We start from the raw sequence: 19,112 nt of genomic DNA on the forward strand, positions 1-19,112 counted from the left end.
TATCCATCGGAAAAAAGAATGAATACGAATATTAATAATCTACTCTATATGAATGACGAAAATAAAATAATTATCTATCAAGTGTTCACCCGTCTGTTTGGAAATAACAACAACCACTGTGTCTACAATGGAGACATTACCACCAACGGGTGTGGAAAAATGGCTGATTTCACGCTCAAGGCACTTGGTGAAATCAAAAAATTAGGTACTACACATATATGGTATACAGGCATCATCGAACATGCCACTCAAGCGGATTATCGCCGTTATAACATCAGTCCGGATCATCCTGCCATTGTGAAAGGAAAAGCTGGCTCTCCCTATGCCATCAAGGATTATTATGATGTAGATCCTGACCTGGCCAACGATGTACAGGGACGTATGAAAGAATTTGAGAACCTGGTACACCGTACACATCGCACAGGTTTGAAAGTGATTATAGATTTTGTACCTAATCACGTAGCACGCCAGTACCATTCGGACGCACAGCCCGACGGTACGACGGAATTGGGGGCTAACGATGACCCCAGTCAATCTTTCAGTCCATACAATAATTTCTATTATATCCCGCAAGCGGAACTTCGTGCCCAGTTCGATATGAAAGACGGTGCAGCAGAGCCTTACCGGGAATTTCCGGCTAAAGCTACCGGTAACAATCGTTTTGATGCTACGCCTAATATCACCGACTGGTATGAAACGGTGAAATTAAACTATGGAGTGGATTATCAGAATGGCGGTACCTGCCACTTCTCCCCAACTCCGGACACTTGGATAAAGATGCTGGACATTCTTCTTTTCTGGGCGTCAAAGCACATTGACGGTTTCCGTTGTGACATGGCAGAAATGGTTCCCGTTGAATTTTGGGAATGGGCTATTCCTCAAGTTAAAGAGGTTTATCCTGAAATACTTTTCATCGCAGAAGTCTATAATCCCAGCGAATATCGTAACTATCTGTTCCGTGGTAAGTTTGATTATCTATATGATAAGGTAGGATTGTATGATACATTACGAAATGTAGCCTGCGGATATGAATCTGCCACTGCAATCACTCATTGCTGGCAAAGCCTGAATGGAATAGAGAAAAAAATGCTCAACTTCCTGGAGAACCACGATGAGCAACGTATCGCATCTGATTTCTTTGCCGGTAATCCGCGTAAAGGGATTCCCGCACTAATTGTTTCTGCATGTATGAACACCAATCCTATGATGATCTATTTCGGTCAGGAGTTCGGAGAGCTGGGCATGGATAGCGAAGGATTCAGCGGAAGAGACGGACGGACTACCATATTCGATTATTGGAGCGTAGATACTATACGTCGTTGGCGTAACGGAGGAAAGTTTGACGGAAAAATGCTTACTGAAGAACATAAGCACCTCTACTCTATCTATCAAAAAGTACTGACGCTTTGCAACGAAGAGCAGGCAATCAAAAAGGGGGTATTCTTTGACTTGATGTATGCCAATATAAACGGATGGCGTTTCAATGAGCATAAACAATATACTTTTATGCGGAAATACAAAAACGAGATTCTGTTTTTCGTTATTAATTTCGACAGTCAACTGGTAGATGTTGCCATCAACGTACCTTCACATGCCTTCGACTTTTTGCAGATTCCTCAAATGGAGTCTTATCAGGCCATTGATTTGATGACCGGTGCTAAAGAAGAAATCTGCTTATTACCTTATAAACCGACAGATGTTTCGGTCGGAGGTTATAACGGAAAAATTTTAAAGATTACTTTTTAAGTAAAAAGAGTAAGATAAGAACCGCATACTCCTTATCCTCCGGGCATTTCACTTATATAATGCCCGGAGGATTATTTTATGTACATCGCTCAAACAAATATTCTCAAAGGCTGTTTAGTTATAACTAATTCTCTAAACTCAAAGCTTATGAAGAAATTTATGATTTGTGCGATCACACTGTTTTGGCTATTATCTACATCTGTTTTTGGAGATACCCCTCCCGGCAATGTACAGGCAACTTTCAAGAAAATGTATCCCAAAGCAAACGGCATTGCCTGGTCACAAGATGACGGATATTATTGCGCCAATTTTGTAATGAACGGATTTACTAAAAATGTGTGGTTTAACGTCCGGGGGCAATGGGTGATGACACAGACTGACCTTGTTAGCCTTGATCGTCTGTCACCGGCAGTCTATAATGCTTTTGTATCCGGGCCATACGCTAGTTGGGTGGTAGATAATGTGACAATGGTAGAGTTTCCCAAATGGCAAGCTATTATTGTAATTAAAGTAGGCCAAGATAACGTTGACATCAAATATCAGTTATTCTATACTCCACAAGGAGTATTACTGAAAACACGCAATGTGAGTGATATGTATGATATTCTCGGCCCAAGTACCTTTTTGGTAAACTAGAACTAAATCATTCAATAGCGCAATATACGAGAAAACCCCTGCAGATATACAATGATAGTTGCAGGGGCTTCTTATTTAAAGATAAAATTATTTCTTCTTTCTAAGCACTACGGCGGTACGGGCAGGAATGTAGAGTTTCAACCACTCTTTCTTTTCCTTACTGTACAGCGGATCGGCAATAGTAAAGTGCACTACAGAATCATCTGCCAAACCGTTTCCTCCAAATGCAACGTCGTCCGTATTCAATATTACTTCATAAGCTCCCGGAGTTACCAGGAATCCATAGTCGGTAAATGACTGTTTCGGATTAAAGTTAAAGACAAATATAAGGTCTTTACGGCCGTATGCCAATACCTGATCGCCATCATTATGCCATATTTCCTGAACAGGTGTCGTTTGAAAGTTTTTCACGCTCTTCAGAACTTTCAGCATATTCTTATCAAAATCACCCATATAATGATAGGTCAGATTCTTGTTGTCTACCAAATCCCATTGGCGACGGGCATATTTACATGACCATCCGTTACCTTCACGCGGGAAGTCAATCCATTCGGGATGACCGAATTCATTTCCCATGAAGTTCAGATAACCTCCGTTAATGGTTGAAGAGGTCAATAAACGAATCATTTTGTGCAAAGCGATACCACGGTTGACAACATAATTTTCATCTCCCTTTTGCATGTGCCAGTACATATCAGCATCAATCAGACGGAAGATAATTGTCTTGTCTCCCACTAATGCCTGGTCGTGGCTTTCTGCATACGAAATGGTCTTTTCATCCTGACGACGGTTGGTTACTTCCCAGAACATGCTGGAAGGTTTCCAGTCTTCATCAATCTTTTCTTTGATTGTCTTGATCCAATAGTCCGGAATGTTCATGGCCATACGATAATCGAAGCCGTAACCGCCATCTTCTATTTTTGCAGCCAGCCCCGGCATACCGGAAACTTCTTCCGCAATGGTTATCGCTTTCGGATTTACCTGATGAATCACTTCATTAGCCAATGTCAGGTAACAAATCGCATTATCATCCTGATGACCGTTGAAATAATCTCCATAGTTACAGAAGGCTTCACCCAAACCGTGACTATAATATAGCATAGAAGTGACTCCGTCAAAACGGAAGCCGTCAAATTTATATTCTTCCAACCAGTACTTGCAGTTAGACAACAGGAAGTGAATCACTTCGTTCTTGCCATAATCGAAGCATAGAGAATCCCAAGCCGGATGTTCGCGACGAACGCCCGGATAGAAATACTGATTCGGATCACCGGCAAAGTTTCCTAATCCTTCTACTTCATTCTTCACTGCATGTGAATGAACAATGTCCATAATCACAGCAATTCCCATCTCATGAGCGGCATCGATCAATGCTTTCAATTCGTCGGGAGTACCAAAACGGGAAGAGGCAGCAAAAAAGCTGGATACATGATAGCCGAAACTTCCATAATAAGGATGTTCCTGAATGGCCATAATCTGGATACAGTTATACCCTTCTTCAGCGATACGGGGAAGTATTTTCTCGCGGAATTCGTTATAAGTGCCCACTTTTTCCTCCCGTTGTGCCATTCCGATATGACATTCATAAATCAACAGTGGATTCGTGTCGGGCTTAAATGTTTTCTTTTTGAATTTATAGGGTTTCTCCGGAGCCCAGACTTGTGCACTGAATATCTTGGTCTGTTCATCCTGCACCACACGAGTAGCCCATGCAGGAATACGCTCGCCTTGTCCGCCTTCCCAGTATACATTCAATTTGTAGAGATCGCCATGATGAATGGCATCCGCCGGCAGGTTAATTTCCCAATTGCCATTCTTTAGTTTTTTCAGCTTATAGGCTGCTTTTTCCTCCCAATTATTAAATGTACCCACCATATAAATATGAGTAGCATTGGGCGCCCATTCACGGAAAGTCCATCCCTTATCGGTGCGATGCAATCCAAAATAAAGATACCCCGATGCAAAATCTGAAAGGGTTTGTTTGCCTTTATTCGTCAATTCAGCTTCCTTGTCTAATACATGCTGATGACGCCCGGTGATAGCACCGGCAAAAGGTTCCAGCCAGGGATCATTTTTTATGAGATTAAGTGTCTTTTCCATATCAGAATTGAATTAGGATTATGCTTTTACTTTTACGATTACTTTTTTCACACCATCCGGAGTGATGCCGGGAGCATGACCGTCTTGCGGGAAGAAGATAGCAAACATTCCCGGTTTTACGGTAACGTATGTTTCTGCCAATCCTTCAAAGAAAGTAATGTCTTTTTCTGCGTTATAAGGTGCATCTGCCGGAACACAATCTTTAGCAGCGGTATACCCCATAATTTCTGTTCCCGACAACGGGATTTGAATGTCAATAAATTCGTTATGAGTTTCCAGTTTGGCTTCCTCTTTTGTTTTAGGCTTGGTTTGTGCGATATTCACGAACAGATCTTTCCCTTTCAGTTCTGTCTTACCAATTTCCATGGCTTGGAGGTCATGAGACTTCAAGAAGTCAATGGCTTGTGCAAACAAAGGATTTAAAGACGCATATTTCTCCAGATTTTCTAAAGTATCTACTACCATATAAGTTAAATTTTAAAGTTTATATTCCAGGCATTATTTATTCAAAATCATCAATCGTATAATTTATAAAATCAGCAAACCGCTTGAACTGGCGGAACGCTTTGTCCATCTGTTCCAACATATCCGGCCGGGTAAAGAAGTCATCAGGAACATTATAAGAGCAAACATACTCTTTACATTTCAAATAATCGACATACTTGAAGTCTTTCGGGAAGCCTTTCGGAGCTGTTTTCAGAAAATCCTCCCCTATCACCGGAAAGTATTTCTTAAACTCCGGATCTTCTACGATCGCAACAAATTCTTCGATATTGTCATAAATAGACTGACGCACTGCTTTCAGGATATTGGAAGGCAGACACAAGCTTCCTCCGGCAAGCATCGAACCATCCGGCTGCAAGTGGACATAATATCCACAATGGTCGGATTTCTTTCCTTTGGCATTGATATAGCCGCCGAAATGTATTTTATAAGGTGTTTTATCCGCAGAGAAGCGGGTATCCCGGTAAATGCGATAAGTACAGTCTTTGGGTTGAATTCCCCGGATAGTTTCATCAAACAGGGAAATACGGGCAATCACTGTTGCCAAAAAGTTGTCGAACTCGGCACGGGCTGTTTCATATTCTGCCTTGTGCTCATTAAACCACTCACGATTATTATTCGCGGAAAGATCTTTTAAAAACTGAAAGATAACGGGTATGTTCATCTTTATCATTTTCTATTATTACTCTACAAACGTACAAATTTTATTTCATATAAACTACAAAAGGGGGTAAAAGGACATAAAAAAAGCATCGGCCTGGTAAAACCGATGCTTTAACACATTTATCAAAAAAACAGACTCTTCTGTCTCTGACGTACTTTAGCTTTCACAAGTGGAGTACAATCTCTTTAATTAATCTTATATCTAATACTATGAAAAACACATAAATATAACAGTACAAAAGTGACATTTGTTCAGCAATGCTCTGTATATTTCAGTTAATTATCGTTTATAGAATGAAATGTTTCTCATTTATAGGCAATACAATACGTTCCCAGTCAATCATGGCGTTGAATAACATGATATGTGAATAGTCGTTTAAATGTACTTGCGCGATGTCTTTCTCAACAATGAATTGCTTATTCAGAAGTTCCGCCCGCTTCGTTCCCTGGAGTAACGGATGAGCCGGAGTAAACCATGTGTGCCCATCGTAGAGGGCGATATTGGCAATAGAAGTATCTGTCAGATAGCCGTCTTTCACGATTAAAATGTCATCTGCCATTCCTCTTTGGGCATACAAAGCGTTCAGTTCTTCCCGATGTGTGCTTTTGTAAGTGTAATTAATGGTATCGGATTCTATCAGATGCAAAGAGGACACTTTCCGCATCTGATAAGGAGCATACGTGACTTCTTCTACTTCTTTTCCATACACAATCCGGCATTTATGAATCCCGTTTAAAACTGGTGGCGATATATACTCACGCAAATCAAGCGGAACAGTATCTTTCCAAAAGACTGAACGGGTTCTATTGAAACGCTCTGTGTGATAATCAAGATTATAAATCTGTCCATCCTCTATCCGGATAGTCTCAATAAATGGGTACATATATTTTTTGTTTCATTTCGTTATACTCACTTTCCGCATCGCTCTGACAGGTGATTCCACCTCCGCTTTTAAAATACATTTTTTCTCCTTCCTGTTCTACAAAACGTATCATAACGGCACTATCCAGATTAATTCCATCCGAATAGCCCATAATTCCTGTATAAAATCCTCTGTCGTAAGTTTCAGCTTCCCGAATAATCTGCATCGTTTTTTTCTTGGGGGCACCGGTAATGGAACCGGCTGGCAAAAGTCGGAAAATAAGTTCTCCCAAATGTTCCGGATAGTTTTCCGGCAATATGCCTTGGATTTCAGAGCTTGTCTGAAGAATCGCCCCCTGATTAGTCTGCAATGTATCGATATACCGATACCGGGAAACGGACACTTGATTGGCAACCATGCTTAAATCATTACGAATCAAGTCTACGATAGTAGCGTGTTCTGCCGCCTCTTTAGGATCGTTCATCAATAATTGGGCAGCAGAAGGAATGGAAGCGTCAATAGTCCCTTTCATCGGGTATGAGCTAATTTTTCCCTGATGAATTCTCACAAATATTTCTGGAGAAAAAACAGTAAAAGTGTCTTTAACCCATAGCTTATAAATCGCTTTAGAGTGATAATAAATATCTTTCAGAGTGAGATTGGTATCTACCGGAGTGCGACAAGTCAGATTTGTGAGAAAACTATTTCCAGCCAAGATATTCTGTCGGACAATATTAAACGAGCGTTGATAGGAATAGAAAGATTCTGCAGAAGGCTGCCAATGGATAGAGTTCGCTGGTTTAGCAGAAAAAGAAGGTGTATACTTTTCAGTTGACGTAGCTTGATTGGTAAATCCATTCAAATTATACAAAAGTTCAGTAGAATCAACAGCAGCAACCTCTTCTATATAAGATGCATCCTGCAGATAATTGATAATAAAAACAAAAGGACGATGGTGTTGTCCAAACTGATTCATCCGTTTGATGGCCTGTTCCTTATTATATAAGTGCATAAAATATTTCAGCGTTTAGGAACGGCAAATGTACACAAAAAGTATAGATTAGAAAAAGATAGCAATAAAAAAGGGTTGCCCGACGTATCATACCGGCAACCCTCTATCATTTACAAGATTGGTCAAATTACTTCATAACAGCTTTCACTTGAGGAAGCATCTTTTTCACATTTTCATTTTCCGGAGAGATCTTAGCAGCCTCTTCCAAATAGTCTAATGCTTCTTTAAATCTTCCATCCGCTTTTGCTTTTTCTGCAGCATATTTGTCTGCGTCTGAATTTGCTAAAGGAGCAGCTTTCTTCAGGATATTAGCTCCGTCATTATAACACAAAACTCCTAAACTGTACAATGCATTTGTTTTATACTGCTTGTGATCCAACGGAATTACTTTCTTGAAACAATCTTCTGCTTCTTCTGCTTTTCCAGCTTTCTGTGCTGCAAGTCCTGCTTTCAAATAATGAAGACCATAATTCTTCACCATTGTCTTATTCTTAGGATCGACTTTCAGCCCTTCTTCTAATGTAGCTACATATTCAGCAGTCTTCTTTTGTGCATCTAAAGCCAAAGCTTTACGAGCATACGCATTTCCTATATTAAATTTTTTCTGAATAGCAATATCGAAAAAGGTCACGGCTTCCGCATACTTTTTCACTTCGTCTGCTGCTATACCACAATAGTAAGCTGTTGCAGAATCTTGATTATTAGTCTGTTTCAGATATTCGCTGAACTTCGCATACGCTACTGGATAATTTTTAGCATTAAATGCATCATTTCCTTCTTTTTTCAATTGCTCTGGGGCGGTTTGTGCAAAAACATTAGTCACTACAATACAAAATGCAAATAAAAAAATCAATTTCTTCATAACTTTATGTGTTTTTTAGTTGTTTATCGTCCAAAAGTAGAAGTTATAATAGAAAAACACAACCGTATTTTATTTTTTTGACCTTTTTGAAACCTATATAACTTTCGTTATTCTTCGTAAAAATGACGTTTTCCTATTTATTCATCCCAAACCATATAACTAAACAAAATATTTCTCTTTTATAAATTACTGATTCATAGCCATAAAGAAAAATATGAATAAAAAAGTGCCGGAAAGTTTTTGAATTTTCATAAAAAGCACTACCTTTGCATCCGCAAATAAGGCTGGTTCCGTAGCTCAGCTGGATAGAGCAACGCCCTTCTAAGGCGTGGGTCAAGCGTTCGAATCGCTTCGGAATCACTATTAACATCCGGTAACAGTTAAATGTTATCGGATTTTTCTTTTAAATAGCTGATATTAAACGTTTTACTTTCGCCCCGTTTAACTTTTAATAACCTGCCTGTGTAGGCATATTTGTAGGCATATCCCCTCTACAGGCATAAAATAGGCATATAAAAATGACGGCAATAAGAGTTGTAAGACAAGGCAAAAAAGGCAAAACCGACCGGCTCCCCCTGTATGTGGAATTTTATATCAACCGCGAGAAAATAAGAATCGCGGTAAGGTTAAGTGTCACCTCTAAAGAATGGGATGAGCAAAACGAAGTGATAAAAGGCCGGGACAAAGAAAGTAAGGATAAAAATTTAATCATCTCCAATATCCGTTCACGAGTAAGCGATATATTTGTCCGTGCCCGTCTTAAAAATGAGACGCTGACAAAAGAAAGTTTCTTCCGCCAGTATAACAATCCCTCCGATTTTGGTACCTTCTTTGATTTTGCACGGGTTTACCTCAAACAAATTAGCAAAACTATTTCTTTCGGTACCTGGAAACATCACGTTTCTATCATCAAGAAACTGGAAACATTCGCACCCGGCCTTGTATTTTCAGAGATTACCCACGAATTTCTCCTGTCTTTCTTTGCATATCTTCGCAAAATAGGTAACATGGATTCTACGGCATGGCGTAACATGGCTACTATCAAAATATATGTAGGTGCCGCCATACGTGGCGGTTATATGGACCATGACCCGTTCGCGGCCATAAAGATACGTCGCCCCAAAAGTGAAGTTATATACCTGACGGAAGAAGAACTCCTCCGCCTGACCGCTTTGTACCGGTCCGGCCGCTTGGAAGAATGTACCCAGAACGTACTCCGTTTTTTTCTGTTTCTTTGTTTTACTTCTTTGCATATAGGCGATGCAAAAGCATTGCAGATAAACCAGTTCATAGGGAATGAACTACACTACACACGAGGCAAGACCAAAATACCGGTAACTGTACCTTTATCGGACCCGGCACGTTATATCTATGAATATTATCGGGCCGGACGTACAAAAGGCAACCTGTTTATGAACCTTCCCACGGATCAGGATATAAACCGGGTACTGAAAACTATAGCCGGTAAAGTAGGAATAACAAAGGATATCAGTTCAAAAACCGGCCGGCATACATTCGCTACCCTGTATTATAAGAAAACACATGATATCGTAACACTATCCCACCTTTTGGGACATAGTTCTATAACTATGACAATGGTTTACGCACATGTTCTGGAGGATGAACGCGAAGTGGGAATACACGCCTTTGATGATATGTTATAACCCCAAAAGTGAGGGGGAAACGTGTTTCCTGCTTCCCCCTTCACTTTTCTACTCCAACGTATAAACGCTCCAGTCTATCGCCTTTTTAAGTGCCCAGCCTTCCTTTTGTGTCTCCTGTATATGTTTCACGGCACCGGTGTAAAACTCTTGTAGTTGCTGCATACTTGCAAACTCGTAAAACGTCGGGTTGTCTTCTTCCCCGAGCTTGAAAGTAACAGGAAGGTTTTCCCCGCCTGTCTGCAAGGCAAGATCGTACGCCGTCTTATAATTCATCTGGTTCTCCATGGAAAGCCAGACTTTCAGGCCGTTCCATACGTACCCGCTTTCGATCGTGTCGGTTATCTTCCGGTTATACCATTCATTAATAACCGCCTTGATTTCTGCCAGTGCGGGTAGATGATCGAACGTCTCTTCCATGTAACTACGTTGCACTCCTTCGGGTGTCTCTGTTTCCTGGTAATCCCACGTAATACGCCAGATTCCCCGGCGGCGGTTGGTACATCTTACCGGTTCCGCCTTGCTGTCTGCATAAATTCGTATCATTTCAAGTAAAATGTATAATTATCAATCCTTTTTCACTTACTTCACCTTCGCAATGTGCTTCAAAAGGCAGTTCTCCGTCTTTTGCCGCTGATTCACAAATGAAAAGTGTTTCCTCCAGGCTGGTAAAATACTTTCTCTCCTTGCCGTCGAGTTCCAGCTTTATAACAGTCCGGTTTCCGTTTTTCGTCGGCACATCCTTTTCATAATCAAGTACGATCACATCTTTGTTCATCAGTTCGGGCGACTTGATCCTTGTCCCGGTAAATCGTTTCCGTCCGTCTTTAGGCTTGTACTTGTAGCCCAAATCTTTTAATTTTTTCATTTTCTTTCCTGTTAGTTTATAAAATAAGTTCTTGCAATCGGCATGTTTCGTAAGCCCGTAAAATGAAGCGGTTAACTCCTGCCTACGTTTCTTGCTTTTAATCTTGTGCATCTTGCGGGCGAACTTTTGTTTGTTACGCTTCCTTAACCGTACATGATCCGGGCGGGTTACATATCCCAGAAAGTCGATACCTTCGGTGATCGGGAAAACGGTATCATTGCTTTTAATCTCCAGGCGAGCTTTCCGGGTCTGTTCATGAATGATATCCCTAACCTTCCAAAGGTATTTCTTACTACCGGAAAGCACCAGACCATCGTCACAATACCGGTAATAATGTGCTACCGCCTCCTGATCCTTTAACCGGTGATCCAGGTAAATGGATAGAAGCAAATTACAAAGCCCCTGTGATGATCTTAGCCCGATACTTACGCCTTTAGGCATCATGCGGATGCACTCTTCCAGGATTCCGATCAATATTTTATCCTTGAACATCCTTTTCACTGCATCCAGCAAAACGTCCTGGTCTACGCTCTCATAGAATTTCGTTATATCGAACTGGTACCCGAACAGGGTTCCTTCGGGATCATCCTTTATATCTTTAACGATATACTGTAAAAGGTCATGCGTTCCCCTGTTTTTAATGGATGCGGAAGTAGTCCGGATAAAACGTACTTTCAAATGCCGGTCCACCACATTCATAACAGCGTTAAGAACGATCCTGTCCTCCAGGGAAACCGCTTGTACGATCCTTACCTTCGGCCCGTCGTCTACGGTCATTTCCCGATATCCTCCGAGCTTGAACCGCCCGCTCCTGATCCGTTTCCTGATCCTCTCTACTGCCTTCGGGACATCCGCCAGTATTCTACGCCCGGCAAAGCTGCGCTTTCGTCTTCTTTTACGCAATACCGTTTTTATGGCGTCCTCTATATTGGAGTCCTCGACAATCTCTTCTATAATATTATCTTCTCTCCACATGATAATAAATTAGCCTTCAATTCCCCGGGCCGGGCTTCTTCGAAAAAAGTTCCTACCAAACCCCATTGCCCTGCGCTTTATTTTTCCCCTTTCCAGCCGTAAACGGCTGCTGTTGGCGAGGCTCATTCCTCTTGGCTCCACGCCGGGGACACGTCCCCACTGTTGTACGCCAATTTTTAAGGCTTATGCGCTTTTTCTTTATCCTAATTGTTTGCAAGCCGAACGCCGATGTTCGCATTCGTGTTCGATGAATCGTTATTCGCGTTCGCATACGAAACACCGCCTAACGCGTTCGCGTTGTTGTTCGACCGATACACCACACGAGTGTATATGAGGAAATCCGCCTTTGTACTTTCAGGAAGCACCGGCACCCGTCTTACTTCCGGACGCCTGCGCTACCCGCACAACGTTTTACGTTGTTTTTTTTATCTTAATCAGCCTGATTTATGGCTTTAAAGGCCGCGACGCTGCCCGCCCAGCGTATTATGCCCCTGAAGGCAAGCCGAACGCCGATGCTCGCATACGCGTACGATGAATCGTTACTCGCGAACGCAAACGAAACACCGCCCAACGCGCTCGCGCTGTAGCTCGACCGATACACCACACGAGAAAGCCCGGTACCCACATAGAACCTGTCGAACCAATGTGAAGAAGTGGAACCGCCTTCTTTGGCTGCAATCAAATCCATATACCGGCCCCAAACCATGTGGGTAGGATAAATATCCGCATTATAAACAGTAATTCCCTGTACAACGCGTTCCGTTCCGTCCGGCATGGTAATAAACCACCTTCCGTCCGCTGCCGTCTTGTTTACCGTGACATACTGCAACCATTCCGCCTTATTTCCCTGGAAATTTTCATATCCCAGTACATTGACGGACTGATAATTTACACCGTCCCGGTAAGCACCTTCCGCCTGTGGATTGGAACCGCCTTTTTCCTTATAATAAGAAACCGTATCACGCATCCCCAGTGCATTTGTAAGGCCCGTCACTTTTTGGTAATTACTTGTTCCATATCCGCAAACTCCCTGCGAATCGGTATTACCGTATTTAAAGAAATGCAGATTACCCACATCCTTGTGCATCTCCCAGTCGAACAGCTGGAAACCTTTGCCCCTGTTCTGGGCGTATTTGATTGCCTGGCTCTGTGAAATGGTTCCTACACTTGAAACACCACTGACAGAACGCAATACATCATCAATCAAGTAAGCTTCATAAGCACCGCCCAGGCATTCCGTATGCTCTACCCAGTCCGGCTCGATCGCTTCCACACTTTCCGACGTTGTGAGTAAAACGAAATCGAAGGCCGCCGAATTAAGGAAAGTAAAGGCCAGGAAAGTAGCCCCTGCGGGAACAGCACAAAACAGGTACATACCATTAATAAAACCGTTCGCGTTTGAAACGCTTACCCGACTTACTATTTTGCCCGTATCATCTATAAATGCAGCCCCGTAAAGAGTGGAAGCCAGACCGGGGAAACGGACCTGCTTGTAATCCCGCACGTCCACCAGGGCGAACGATCCGGATTCGTATTCATTCTTCGCCTCTTCAAGGGTCGTGTAATCCGTATTCTTACGAATCCCGATCCCTTCCGTTACCTCCAGCTCTTCGCGGGTAAGTTTTACACTGGTGTACCCTGCCGCTGCCGGCGCATCCTCATTGCTTGAAATAAAACCGTACAGACATTGGTTCAGCACGTCCGTTACTCCCTTGTACCAGTAATGAGGCTCATATACGTAAACTTCGCCTTCCGATCCGGTTAATACTGCATCCGTGGCGTTCTCCACGCTGTCACTGTCGGCGTATTTGTTCCGGCTCTCATCATGAAGCGGATAACAGGTCATTTCACCCTCCGCCGTCTTTTTGGCCAGAACGCAATGTCTTTTCGCCAACACCTCCAGGATATGGGAAGACGGGGTAAATTCCGTATTATAGTCATATCCGGTAGAGTTATCCAGGTTTGTAATCTTTTCCCCGTCCTCTACCGTCTGGTCTATTTTTATGCAGACAAACTGCGGCTGAATGATATTCAGTTCCGGGAAGTGCGCACAGGTGGCGGCGTACTCTTCGTCCGACATGGACTGGGTCAGCCGGTACGTACCCACCAGGCGGCACGTCTGCACGTTTCCCCCGTCTTCATCAACACCGCCCATTGTCATAAGCCCGCGAAGCAAACTTCCGTCCCCGTCCATATCTATACCGGTAATTCGTAGATAGCTGGTCGCGCTGCATTGCTGTAACAACGTGTTCCAGTCGATCAGGCTACAGTTATCAATCACAAGGCGCGTGATATTTGCCGTGCTTTCCAGCTGCAGCCCTGCATTGGTCAGTTTGTTCAGGTACCGGAGCTCCAGCGTCTGCAAAGTTGCGGGAAGGACGCAAACGGCCAGAGGCGCACCGCCGGCGAATGTCACACCGGTAAGGGATGTATCACCGGCCAGGAAGGTTTCAAGTTTGGTGTTGCTTGAAAGGTCCATACCGGTAAAGGAAGAGGATTTAAGCCCGGATATGTCGAGTTGTCGAAGGTTACGGCAATTACCCACCAGAAGGGCGTTAAGTGTCATCTGTCCGGCCTCACAGCTAACATTCAGTTCACGCAAGGCCGTACAGTTGTTCAGGTTCAACGTGCCGACAATGGCGTGGGCTACATCCGTCAGATCAAGCCCGCGAATACGGCTTGCACCGTAGAAATATTGCGGATCGTTTACTATTAAATCCGTGTCCATTGTCAGTTCCACCACAGCCCCGGCCGTTTCTGCAAGTACCGCGCTTTGGTGCGGTGTTCCGGACGTGTAACCGTACCCGTAATAATACCGTTCGGAGGCCGTAATCCGAATTTTCCGGTTATCGCTGCCGAACTTATACCCGAAATAAGCCGCGAAGCTGTCACGACGATAAGTACCGGCCACGTATTGACTATCCAGAAGGGCGAAACGGTTCTGAATGGTATAAGTACGGTGCGCGTAACGGCTTCCCTGCAAGGCATACAGATAATTATAATAACTGGTTCCGCTGCCGGTTGTCACCCCTTCGGTAAGCGGAAGGATATATTTATATTCCGAATCCTTGTTATAAATCCGCTCGCACCAGTTGCCCATTTGTTCCTCGTTAAATACTTGCAGGACATATTCAAGGCTCATATTGCTACGCAAGGTTTCCGCCACTTCACGCAATTTGTCCGGACAAGACCGTACCAGTTCCCATAAAACGGAATCATGGCCGGCAAAAGCATAACTACCGATACTATCGTCAAAACTTTCGTGGGTAATGGTATATTCGTATTTCAGTACCGAATCATTACGCACACCGAACAGCGTGTCCATATCGTAAGGAAGGAAATACCAGATCAGAGAGTCCCAAGTCGCCAGCATCATGTTTTTTGCCCGGTTATCCACAGCCATAAAGTAATCGGTAATCAGATACCATGCAAACGGGCTGTCATTACCGAAATACTGGTTATATTCCGCCAGGAACTTGGCGGGATCATCCTTACATGAATCGATCCAGTTCCAAAGCCTTGTAACTGCCGCCTTGTCGTCCTCGTGTGCATCCGCCCAGGTAGTGTCCGCCTTGAAACGAAATTCCAGCGCATCATCAAAAGAAGACATGTCGGTAGTCCCGAACAGACAAAGGGCCTCGGAGTTGTTCAGGAACTCCAGACAGATACATTTGTTACGCTGCCCGTTCAGGGCCGCTTCGTCGTTGAATCCTTCAATTCCTTCAAAACCGTAAATGATCGCACTTTCCGACTTCTCATTATTGAAATTGTATTTTCCCAGATAAGTATTCGCACCGGTGCCGTCGTTGTCATAAAACAGGTCCATAGGGAAACCGTCCACGCCTATACGTACGTCATATTCCCCCTTATATGCAGCCTGCGGCGGTGTCAGCCACCCGCACCTCTTCCAAACGTCGTTCACAATACGCACCGCACCGGTATTATGTGTACCGGAAGAATCGGAAAAGTCCGCTTTCAAACAGAATATACTGATCGGCCGTGCTCCCGGTTTGAAACTGTATTCAAGGGACGGCACATCCACGCCGTTAACTTCCAGCGTGGTACCGTATTTTTCCAGGCGCAAGAAATAAAGACGGTAATTCTTACGCGGATAAGTGGTGGATGATGTACCCTGTATTCTTAGACCGACATTCCTTGCTACAAAATCGTACTCCTTACCCTGCGGGCTATAAAAATAGATATCGACCGGTACCTCGAATTTCTTGTTATTGGTGGCGTTGACAAGGTTCACATCGCCGACAATTCGCATAACCGCCTTTCCCTGGGCGCGTAACTTGTCTATGTCGATATCCGTACCGTTGTCCCCCGTAACATCATTCTTTTCAAATAACAGGACCATTTCGTCCGACGTAGTCCGGTCTACCATGTAATTGTTCAATTCTTCATCATCCGTAAGCGCACGGTTATAAATACGGAAATTCCTGATCTCCACATCCGCCGTATCACTGAACAAACGGATGTTCACCGGTTCCGCCTGCAGTAATCCTTCGGTAGCCCCATACTGCACCGCTCCGCAACGGATTCCGTTTACATAAAGTTCCAGCAACCGCTTACCGGCCTTGGCCCCGACAATAAAGGCCATTTTCAGGTTCATATCACTTGCAAACTTCGTACTTACTTCCGTACCGCCGGAAACACGCATAAGGGCCTGCTCCGTTGTCATCTGGAAACCGATATCGCCGGCCATACAGTCCAGTATCACCCCCTGCCGGTCCGTTACCGACGAACAAAGAATTTCCATTTCATAGGTAGCCCCGGTAGTGGTTGCATCCGTGGAGAACGGCCGGTACCCGATTTCAATCTTCGCGCCTCCCGTAAGTTTCAGGGCGTCACCCGTCCAGCCGTTGCTGCTCCAGTCGAAACCAGAAAATGTCGTATGTATGTCGCCATAATCCCAGGCTCCCGGATCGGATTCGCTGTTGCTCCGCCCGGCTGCCGAAAGTTTCAGTACAAGCCCGGCGGTAGTTTCCTGCAAGTCGATCCCGCTTTCCGTTACGTCGATATAAAACGGGTATTCCGTGGCCCCCGTCTTAAATTTCATAGTGATCTCGCCCTGCTCCGTAAAACGGTTGGTATATGTCTGCGTAGTACGGGCCACACTGACAGACTGCGTTTTCACCCCGTCCCGGTAAACGTCCATTTGAGCCGGCGTTGCGTCAGGATCATAAGCCACAAAGTCAAATTTTACCTGTTCGTACTGCCCCGCTTCCAAGCGCGGAACAAGATGGTCCTCCGTAAAAATACGGCCGTCCGGAAAACTCATCATCGTGCCGATGAACGGTGCCGATCCTCCGGATTTCAGAATATCAATATAGATACTTTCAGACTTTAACACGAGATCGGCGGAAGCCTCCATTTCGGCAACCATTTGAACGGTATTCCGGCCGGTCACAAGCGAAGAGGGGGACAAACTGAAACTGCCGTTTGTCGTTCCCGATCTTGTAATGGTGTGCGCGTTCTGTTGCCGGCCGTTCAGATAAAGCGTGACGACCTTTGTTCCGGAACCGCTCACGGCATAAGGGATATTAATCGTGTCGGCCAGGGTATAACCGCCTGCGGCTATGGCCCCGGCCAGATTGTAAGAGCTGGTAAGGGAAAGGCTGACAACCTTCACGGATGTAAACGCCTGTCGGGTCTGTTTCTTGCCGGTAGTCGGATCGGTTGTGGTTGCCACTACGTAAATATCGGTATTCCCAACAAGCAAGTAACTTGAAAGGTCCAGTTCGTAACTGCCTTTGGAAACATCGCTGACCGTCTGGGAATACATGGTAGTTGTTCCACGCCTGATCGTAACGGTGATATCCGCCTTTTGCCCGGTAGATTCCCCCTTTTCATCCCCCGTGGTGTATTGGTGATCGTATGTATAAGTAAGACGGGCGTTTCCGCCTTCCTTGATTATGGCGTTATCTACAGCCGCATTCAAGACAATTTTAGTAGCCACCGTTTCGCCGGAACCTCCACCGGAACCGGCCGGGATATCCACGGCGGTAATTTCCGCGCCGCTTTTGTTCTGGAAAGACAGACGGACGGATGTTTCATCCTCGCTTACCTCCGCATTTACGTTAAACAGCGTGGAAGCGTCCACCTCGTTAAAACGGGCGGTTACTACCTTGTTTTCTACCGGATTGGTGGAATCGGTGGACAAAGTCTCGTCCACTTCCAGGATATCCACGTTTACATTCACATTACCGGCCGCGTCCGGCGTCTGCTTCTCGCCGTTTACCGTTACGCTCTTTACCGTTCCTTTGCCGCCGAACTCTTCCCAGCTCGCCTCCTGGTCCCAGGCATCCAGGGCGGTTCCGGTAAACTGGTACGTCTCCCATTTGCCGAGCGATGTTTCAAAGGTGATGACACGCCCCCGGCCGCGCCACTTCTCCGGTACCGCGGCAATGGCGGAAGCCAGGGTATAGAAACCTTCCGTAAGCGGCACACTGCCGGTTACATTATAGGTATTCCCGCCGCCTGAACCGCCGCTGCCGAAATCCTCCCACTTTTCGACATTCTCAAAATCCGTGTCCGGATTGCCTTTAAATTGTTTCGTCACCCAGCCGTCGGCAGTGAGGAAAGAAAGGATCACGCCGTTTTTCCGGACATCGTCAATCTTCCCCGCCGTTTTCAATGCTGCAAACACCCCCGACAGATCACTATAAACGCTGCCGGCGTTCAAGAGGTTGTTTACATTGGTAAAGGTGGAAGACAGACGCCCGGCAGTTTCCTGCAACTCCTGTTTCATTTCGTCACGGTCTGCCTGCAACGTGCTTATGTCCTCGGAACAACTGCTAATATCCTGGGACAGACTTTTCAGCTTTCCCCAAAGGGAACCGTCTTCACTCTGTGAACCGTCTTCGCTGCCGATACGGGCGTTGATATCGGCCAGCAATGCGGCCAGCGAATCACTGTCTTTAAGCCCGTCCAGAAAAGCAAGAATTTCGTTAAAGTTGTCGATTGCCTGCGAAGCGTTGTTGCCGACAAGCCGGTCGATACGTAGAGAAACGGCGTCGATAGCCTTCTGCAAGGCTGCATCGGCGGCAATGCGGGCGGCTTCCTCCGCCTCGATTTCCTTACCCTGGGAAACCAGTTTCAGGTGTTCGTTCAAGAAGCCAAGAACCGCCGCCACCATTTGGTTGGTAACGCTTTCCGCGTCCTCCGCGGTTTCAATGACTATAATAAGATCATCGATATACTCCTGTGTTGCCATATA

Annotated in this window: 12 protein-coding genes and 1 tRNA gene; 4 read left to right on the forward strand and 9 right to left on the reverse strand. The window is 44.7% G+C overall.

Translation table 11 applies throughout. The features are described 5' to 3' along the window. The first annotated feature begins 48 nt into the window (after positions 1-48). Entirely contained in the window at positions 49-1,746 is a 1,698-nt protein-coding gene (locus LPH68_RS11005; RefSeq protein WP_032841723.1) for an alpha-amylase family protein, read from the forward strand. A gap of 147 nt (positions 1,747-1,893) precedes the next feature. Then, on the forward strand, positions 1,894-2,382 hold the full coding sequence (locus LPH68_RS11010; protein ID WP_151923544.1) for a PepSY-like domain-containing protein: 489 nt from the start codon (positions 1,894-1,896) through the stop codon (positions 2,380-2,382). 87 nt (positions 2,383-2,469) lie between these two features. Here LPH68_RS11010 and LPH68_RS11015 read toward each other — a convergent pair whose 3' ends face one another. The 6 genes from LPH68_RS11015 to LPH68_RS11040 all read right to left on the reverse strand — a co-directional run bounded on the left by LPH68_RS11015 (position 2,470) and on the right by LPH68_RS11040 (position 8,386). Beyond that, positions 2,470-4,482 (reverse strand): alpha amylase C-terminal domain-containing protein, encoded by a 2,013-nt coding sequence (locus LPH68_RS11015; protein ID WP_008640123.1) that lies wholly within the window; start codon positions 4,480-4,482, stop codon positions 2,470-2,472. Between the two features lie 18 nt (positions 4,483-4,500). Next, a complete protein-coding gene (locus LPH68_RS11020; protein ID WP_008019991.1) occupies positions 4,501-4,947 on the reverse strand; it encodes a YhcH/YjgK/YiaL family protein in 447 nt (148 codons plus the stop codon). Between the two features lie 37 nt (positions 4,948-4,984). After that, positions 4,985-5,659, reverse strand: coding sequence for a DUF2461 domain-containing protein (locus LPH68_RS11025; RefSeq protein WP_008770653.1), 675 nt, complete (start codon positions 5,657-5,659; stop codon positions 4,985-4,987). Positions 5,660-5,936: 277 nt separating this feature from the next. Continuing rightward, a complete protein-coding gene (locus LPH68_RS11030; protein WP_008022489.1) occupies positions 5,937-6,533 on the reverse strand; it encodes an aminotransferase class IV family protein in 597 nt (198 codons plus the stop codon). Beyond that, positions 6,517-7,524 carry an aminodeoxychorismate synthase component I gene (locus tag LPH68_RS11035; RefSeq protein WP_118195203.1) on the reverse strand — a complete coding sequence of 336 codons (1,008 nt, stop codon included), beginning with the start codon at positions 7,522-7,524 and terminating at the stop codon, positions 6,517-6,519. Before LPH68_RS11035 ends, LPH68_RS11030 begins: the two co-directional genes overlap by 17 nt. 127 nt (positions 7,525-7,651) lie before the next feature. Next, a complete protein-coding gene (locus LPH68_RS11040) occupies positions 7,652-8,386 on the reverse strand; it encodes a hypothetical protein (protein ID WP_008022494.1) in 735 nt (244 codons plus the stop codon). 286 nt (positions 8,387-8,672) lie between these two features. Here LPH68_RS11040 and LPH68_RS11045 point away from each other — a divergent pair. Both LPH68_RS11045 and LPH68_RS11050 read left to right on the forward strand, forming a co-directional pair. Further along, positions 8,673-8,746, forward strand: a tRNA-Arg gene (locus LPH68_RS11045). Between the two features lie 158 nt (positions 8,747-8,904). After that, complete coding sequence (locus tag LPH68_RS11050; RefSeq protein ID WP_004318212.1) at positions 8,905-10,050, forward strand: site-specific integrase; 1,146 nt, start codon at positions 8,905-8,907, stop codon at positions 10,048-10,050. Positions 10,051-10,098: 48 nt separating this feature from the next. Here LPH68_RS11050 and LPH68_RS11055 read toward each other — a convergent pair whose 3' ends face one another. From LPH68_RS11055 to LPH68_RS11065, 3 genes are all read right to left on the reverse strand, one after another. After that, a complete protein-coding gene (locus LPH68_RS11055) occupies positions 10,099-10,593 on the reverse strand; it encodes a hypothetical protein (RefSeq protein ID WP_007760657.1) in 495 nt (164 codons plus the stop codon). 1 nt (position 10,594) lies between these two features. Beyond that, positions 10,595-11,890, reverse strand: coding sequence for a reverse transcriptase domain-containing protein (locus tag LPH68_RS11060; RefSeq protein WP_008640113.1), 1,296 nt, complete (start codon positions 11,888-11,890; stop codon positions 10,595-10,597). Between the two features lie 430 nt (positions 11,891-12,320). Next, on the reverse strand, positions 12,321-19,109 hold the full coding sequence (locus LPH68_RS11065; RefSeq protein ID WP_230296931.1) for a CotH kinase family protein: 6,789 nt from the start codon (positions 19,107-19,109) through the stop codon (positions 12,321-12,323). Positions 19,110-19,112: the final 3 nt, after the last annotated feature.

Origin of the sequence: Bacteroides sp. 1_1_30 (assembly GCF_020982715.1) — a bacterium.
In the GTDB taxonomy this organism is placed as follows: domain Bacteria; phylum Bacteroidota; class Bacteroidia; order Bacteroidales; family Bacteroidaceae; genus Bacteroides; species Bacteroides xylanisolvens.

Coding starts and splice junctions, on each gene's coding strand:
- LPH68_RS11005 (WP_032841723.1), top strand. CDS start 49: ATGAATGACGAAAATAAAATAATTATCTATCAAGTGTTCACCCGTCTG.
- LPH68_RS11010 (WP_151923544.1), top strand. CDS start 1,894: ATGAAGAAATTTATGATTTGTGCGATCACACTGTTTTGGCTATTATCT.
- LPH68_RS11015 (WP_008640123.1), bottom strand. CDS start 4,482: ATGGAAAAGACACTTAATCTCATAAAAAATGATCCCTGGCTGGAACCT.
- LPH68_RS11020 (WP_008019991.1), bottom strand. CDS start 4,947: ATGGTAGTAGATACTTTAGAAAATCTGGAGAAATATGCGTCTTTAAAT.
- LPH68_RS11025 (WP_008770653.1), bottom strand. CDS start 5,659: ATGATAAAGATGAACATACCCGTTATCTTTCAGTTTTTAAAAGATCTT.
- LPH68_RS11030 (WP_008022489.1), bottom strand. CDS start 6,533: ATGTACCCATTTATTGAGACTATCCGGATAGAGGATGGACAGATTTAT.
- LPH68_RS11035 (WP_118195203.1), bottom strand. CDS start 7,524: ATGCACTTATATAATAAGGAACAGGCCATCAAACGGATGAATCAGTTT.
- LPH68_RS11040 (WP_008022494.1), bottom strand. CDS start 8,386: ATGAAGAAATTGATTTTTTTATTTGCATTTTGTATTGTAGTGACTAAT.
- LPH68_RS11050 (WP_004318212.1), top strand. CDS start 8,905: ATGACGGCAATAAGAGTTGTAAGACAAGGCAAAAAAGGCAAAACCGAC.
- LPH68_RS11055 (WP_007760657.1), bottom strand. CDS start 10,593: ATGATACGAATTTATGCAGACAGCAAGGCGGAACCGGTAAGATGTACC.
- LPH68_RS11060 (WP_008640113.1), bottom strand. CDS start 11,890: ATGTGGAGAGAAGATAATATTATAGAAGAGATTGTCGAGGACTCCAAT.
- LPH68_RS11065 (WP_230296931.1), bottom strand. CDS start 19,109: ATGGCAACACAGGAGTATATCGATGATCTTATTATAGTCATTGAAACC.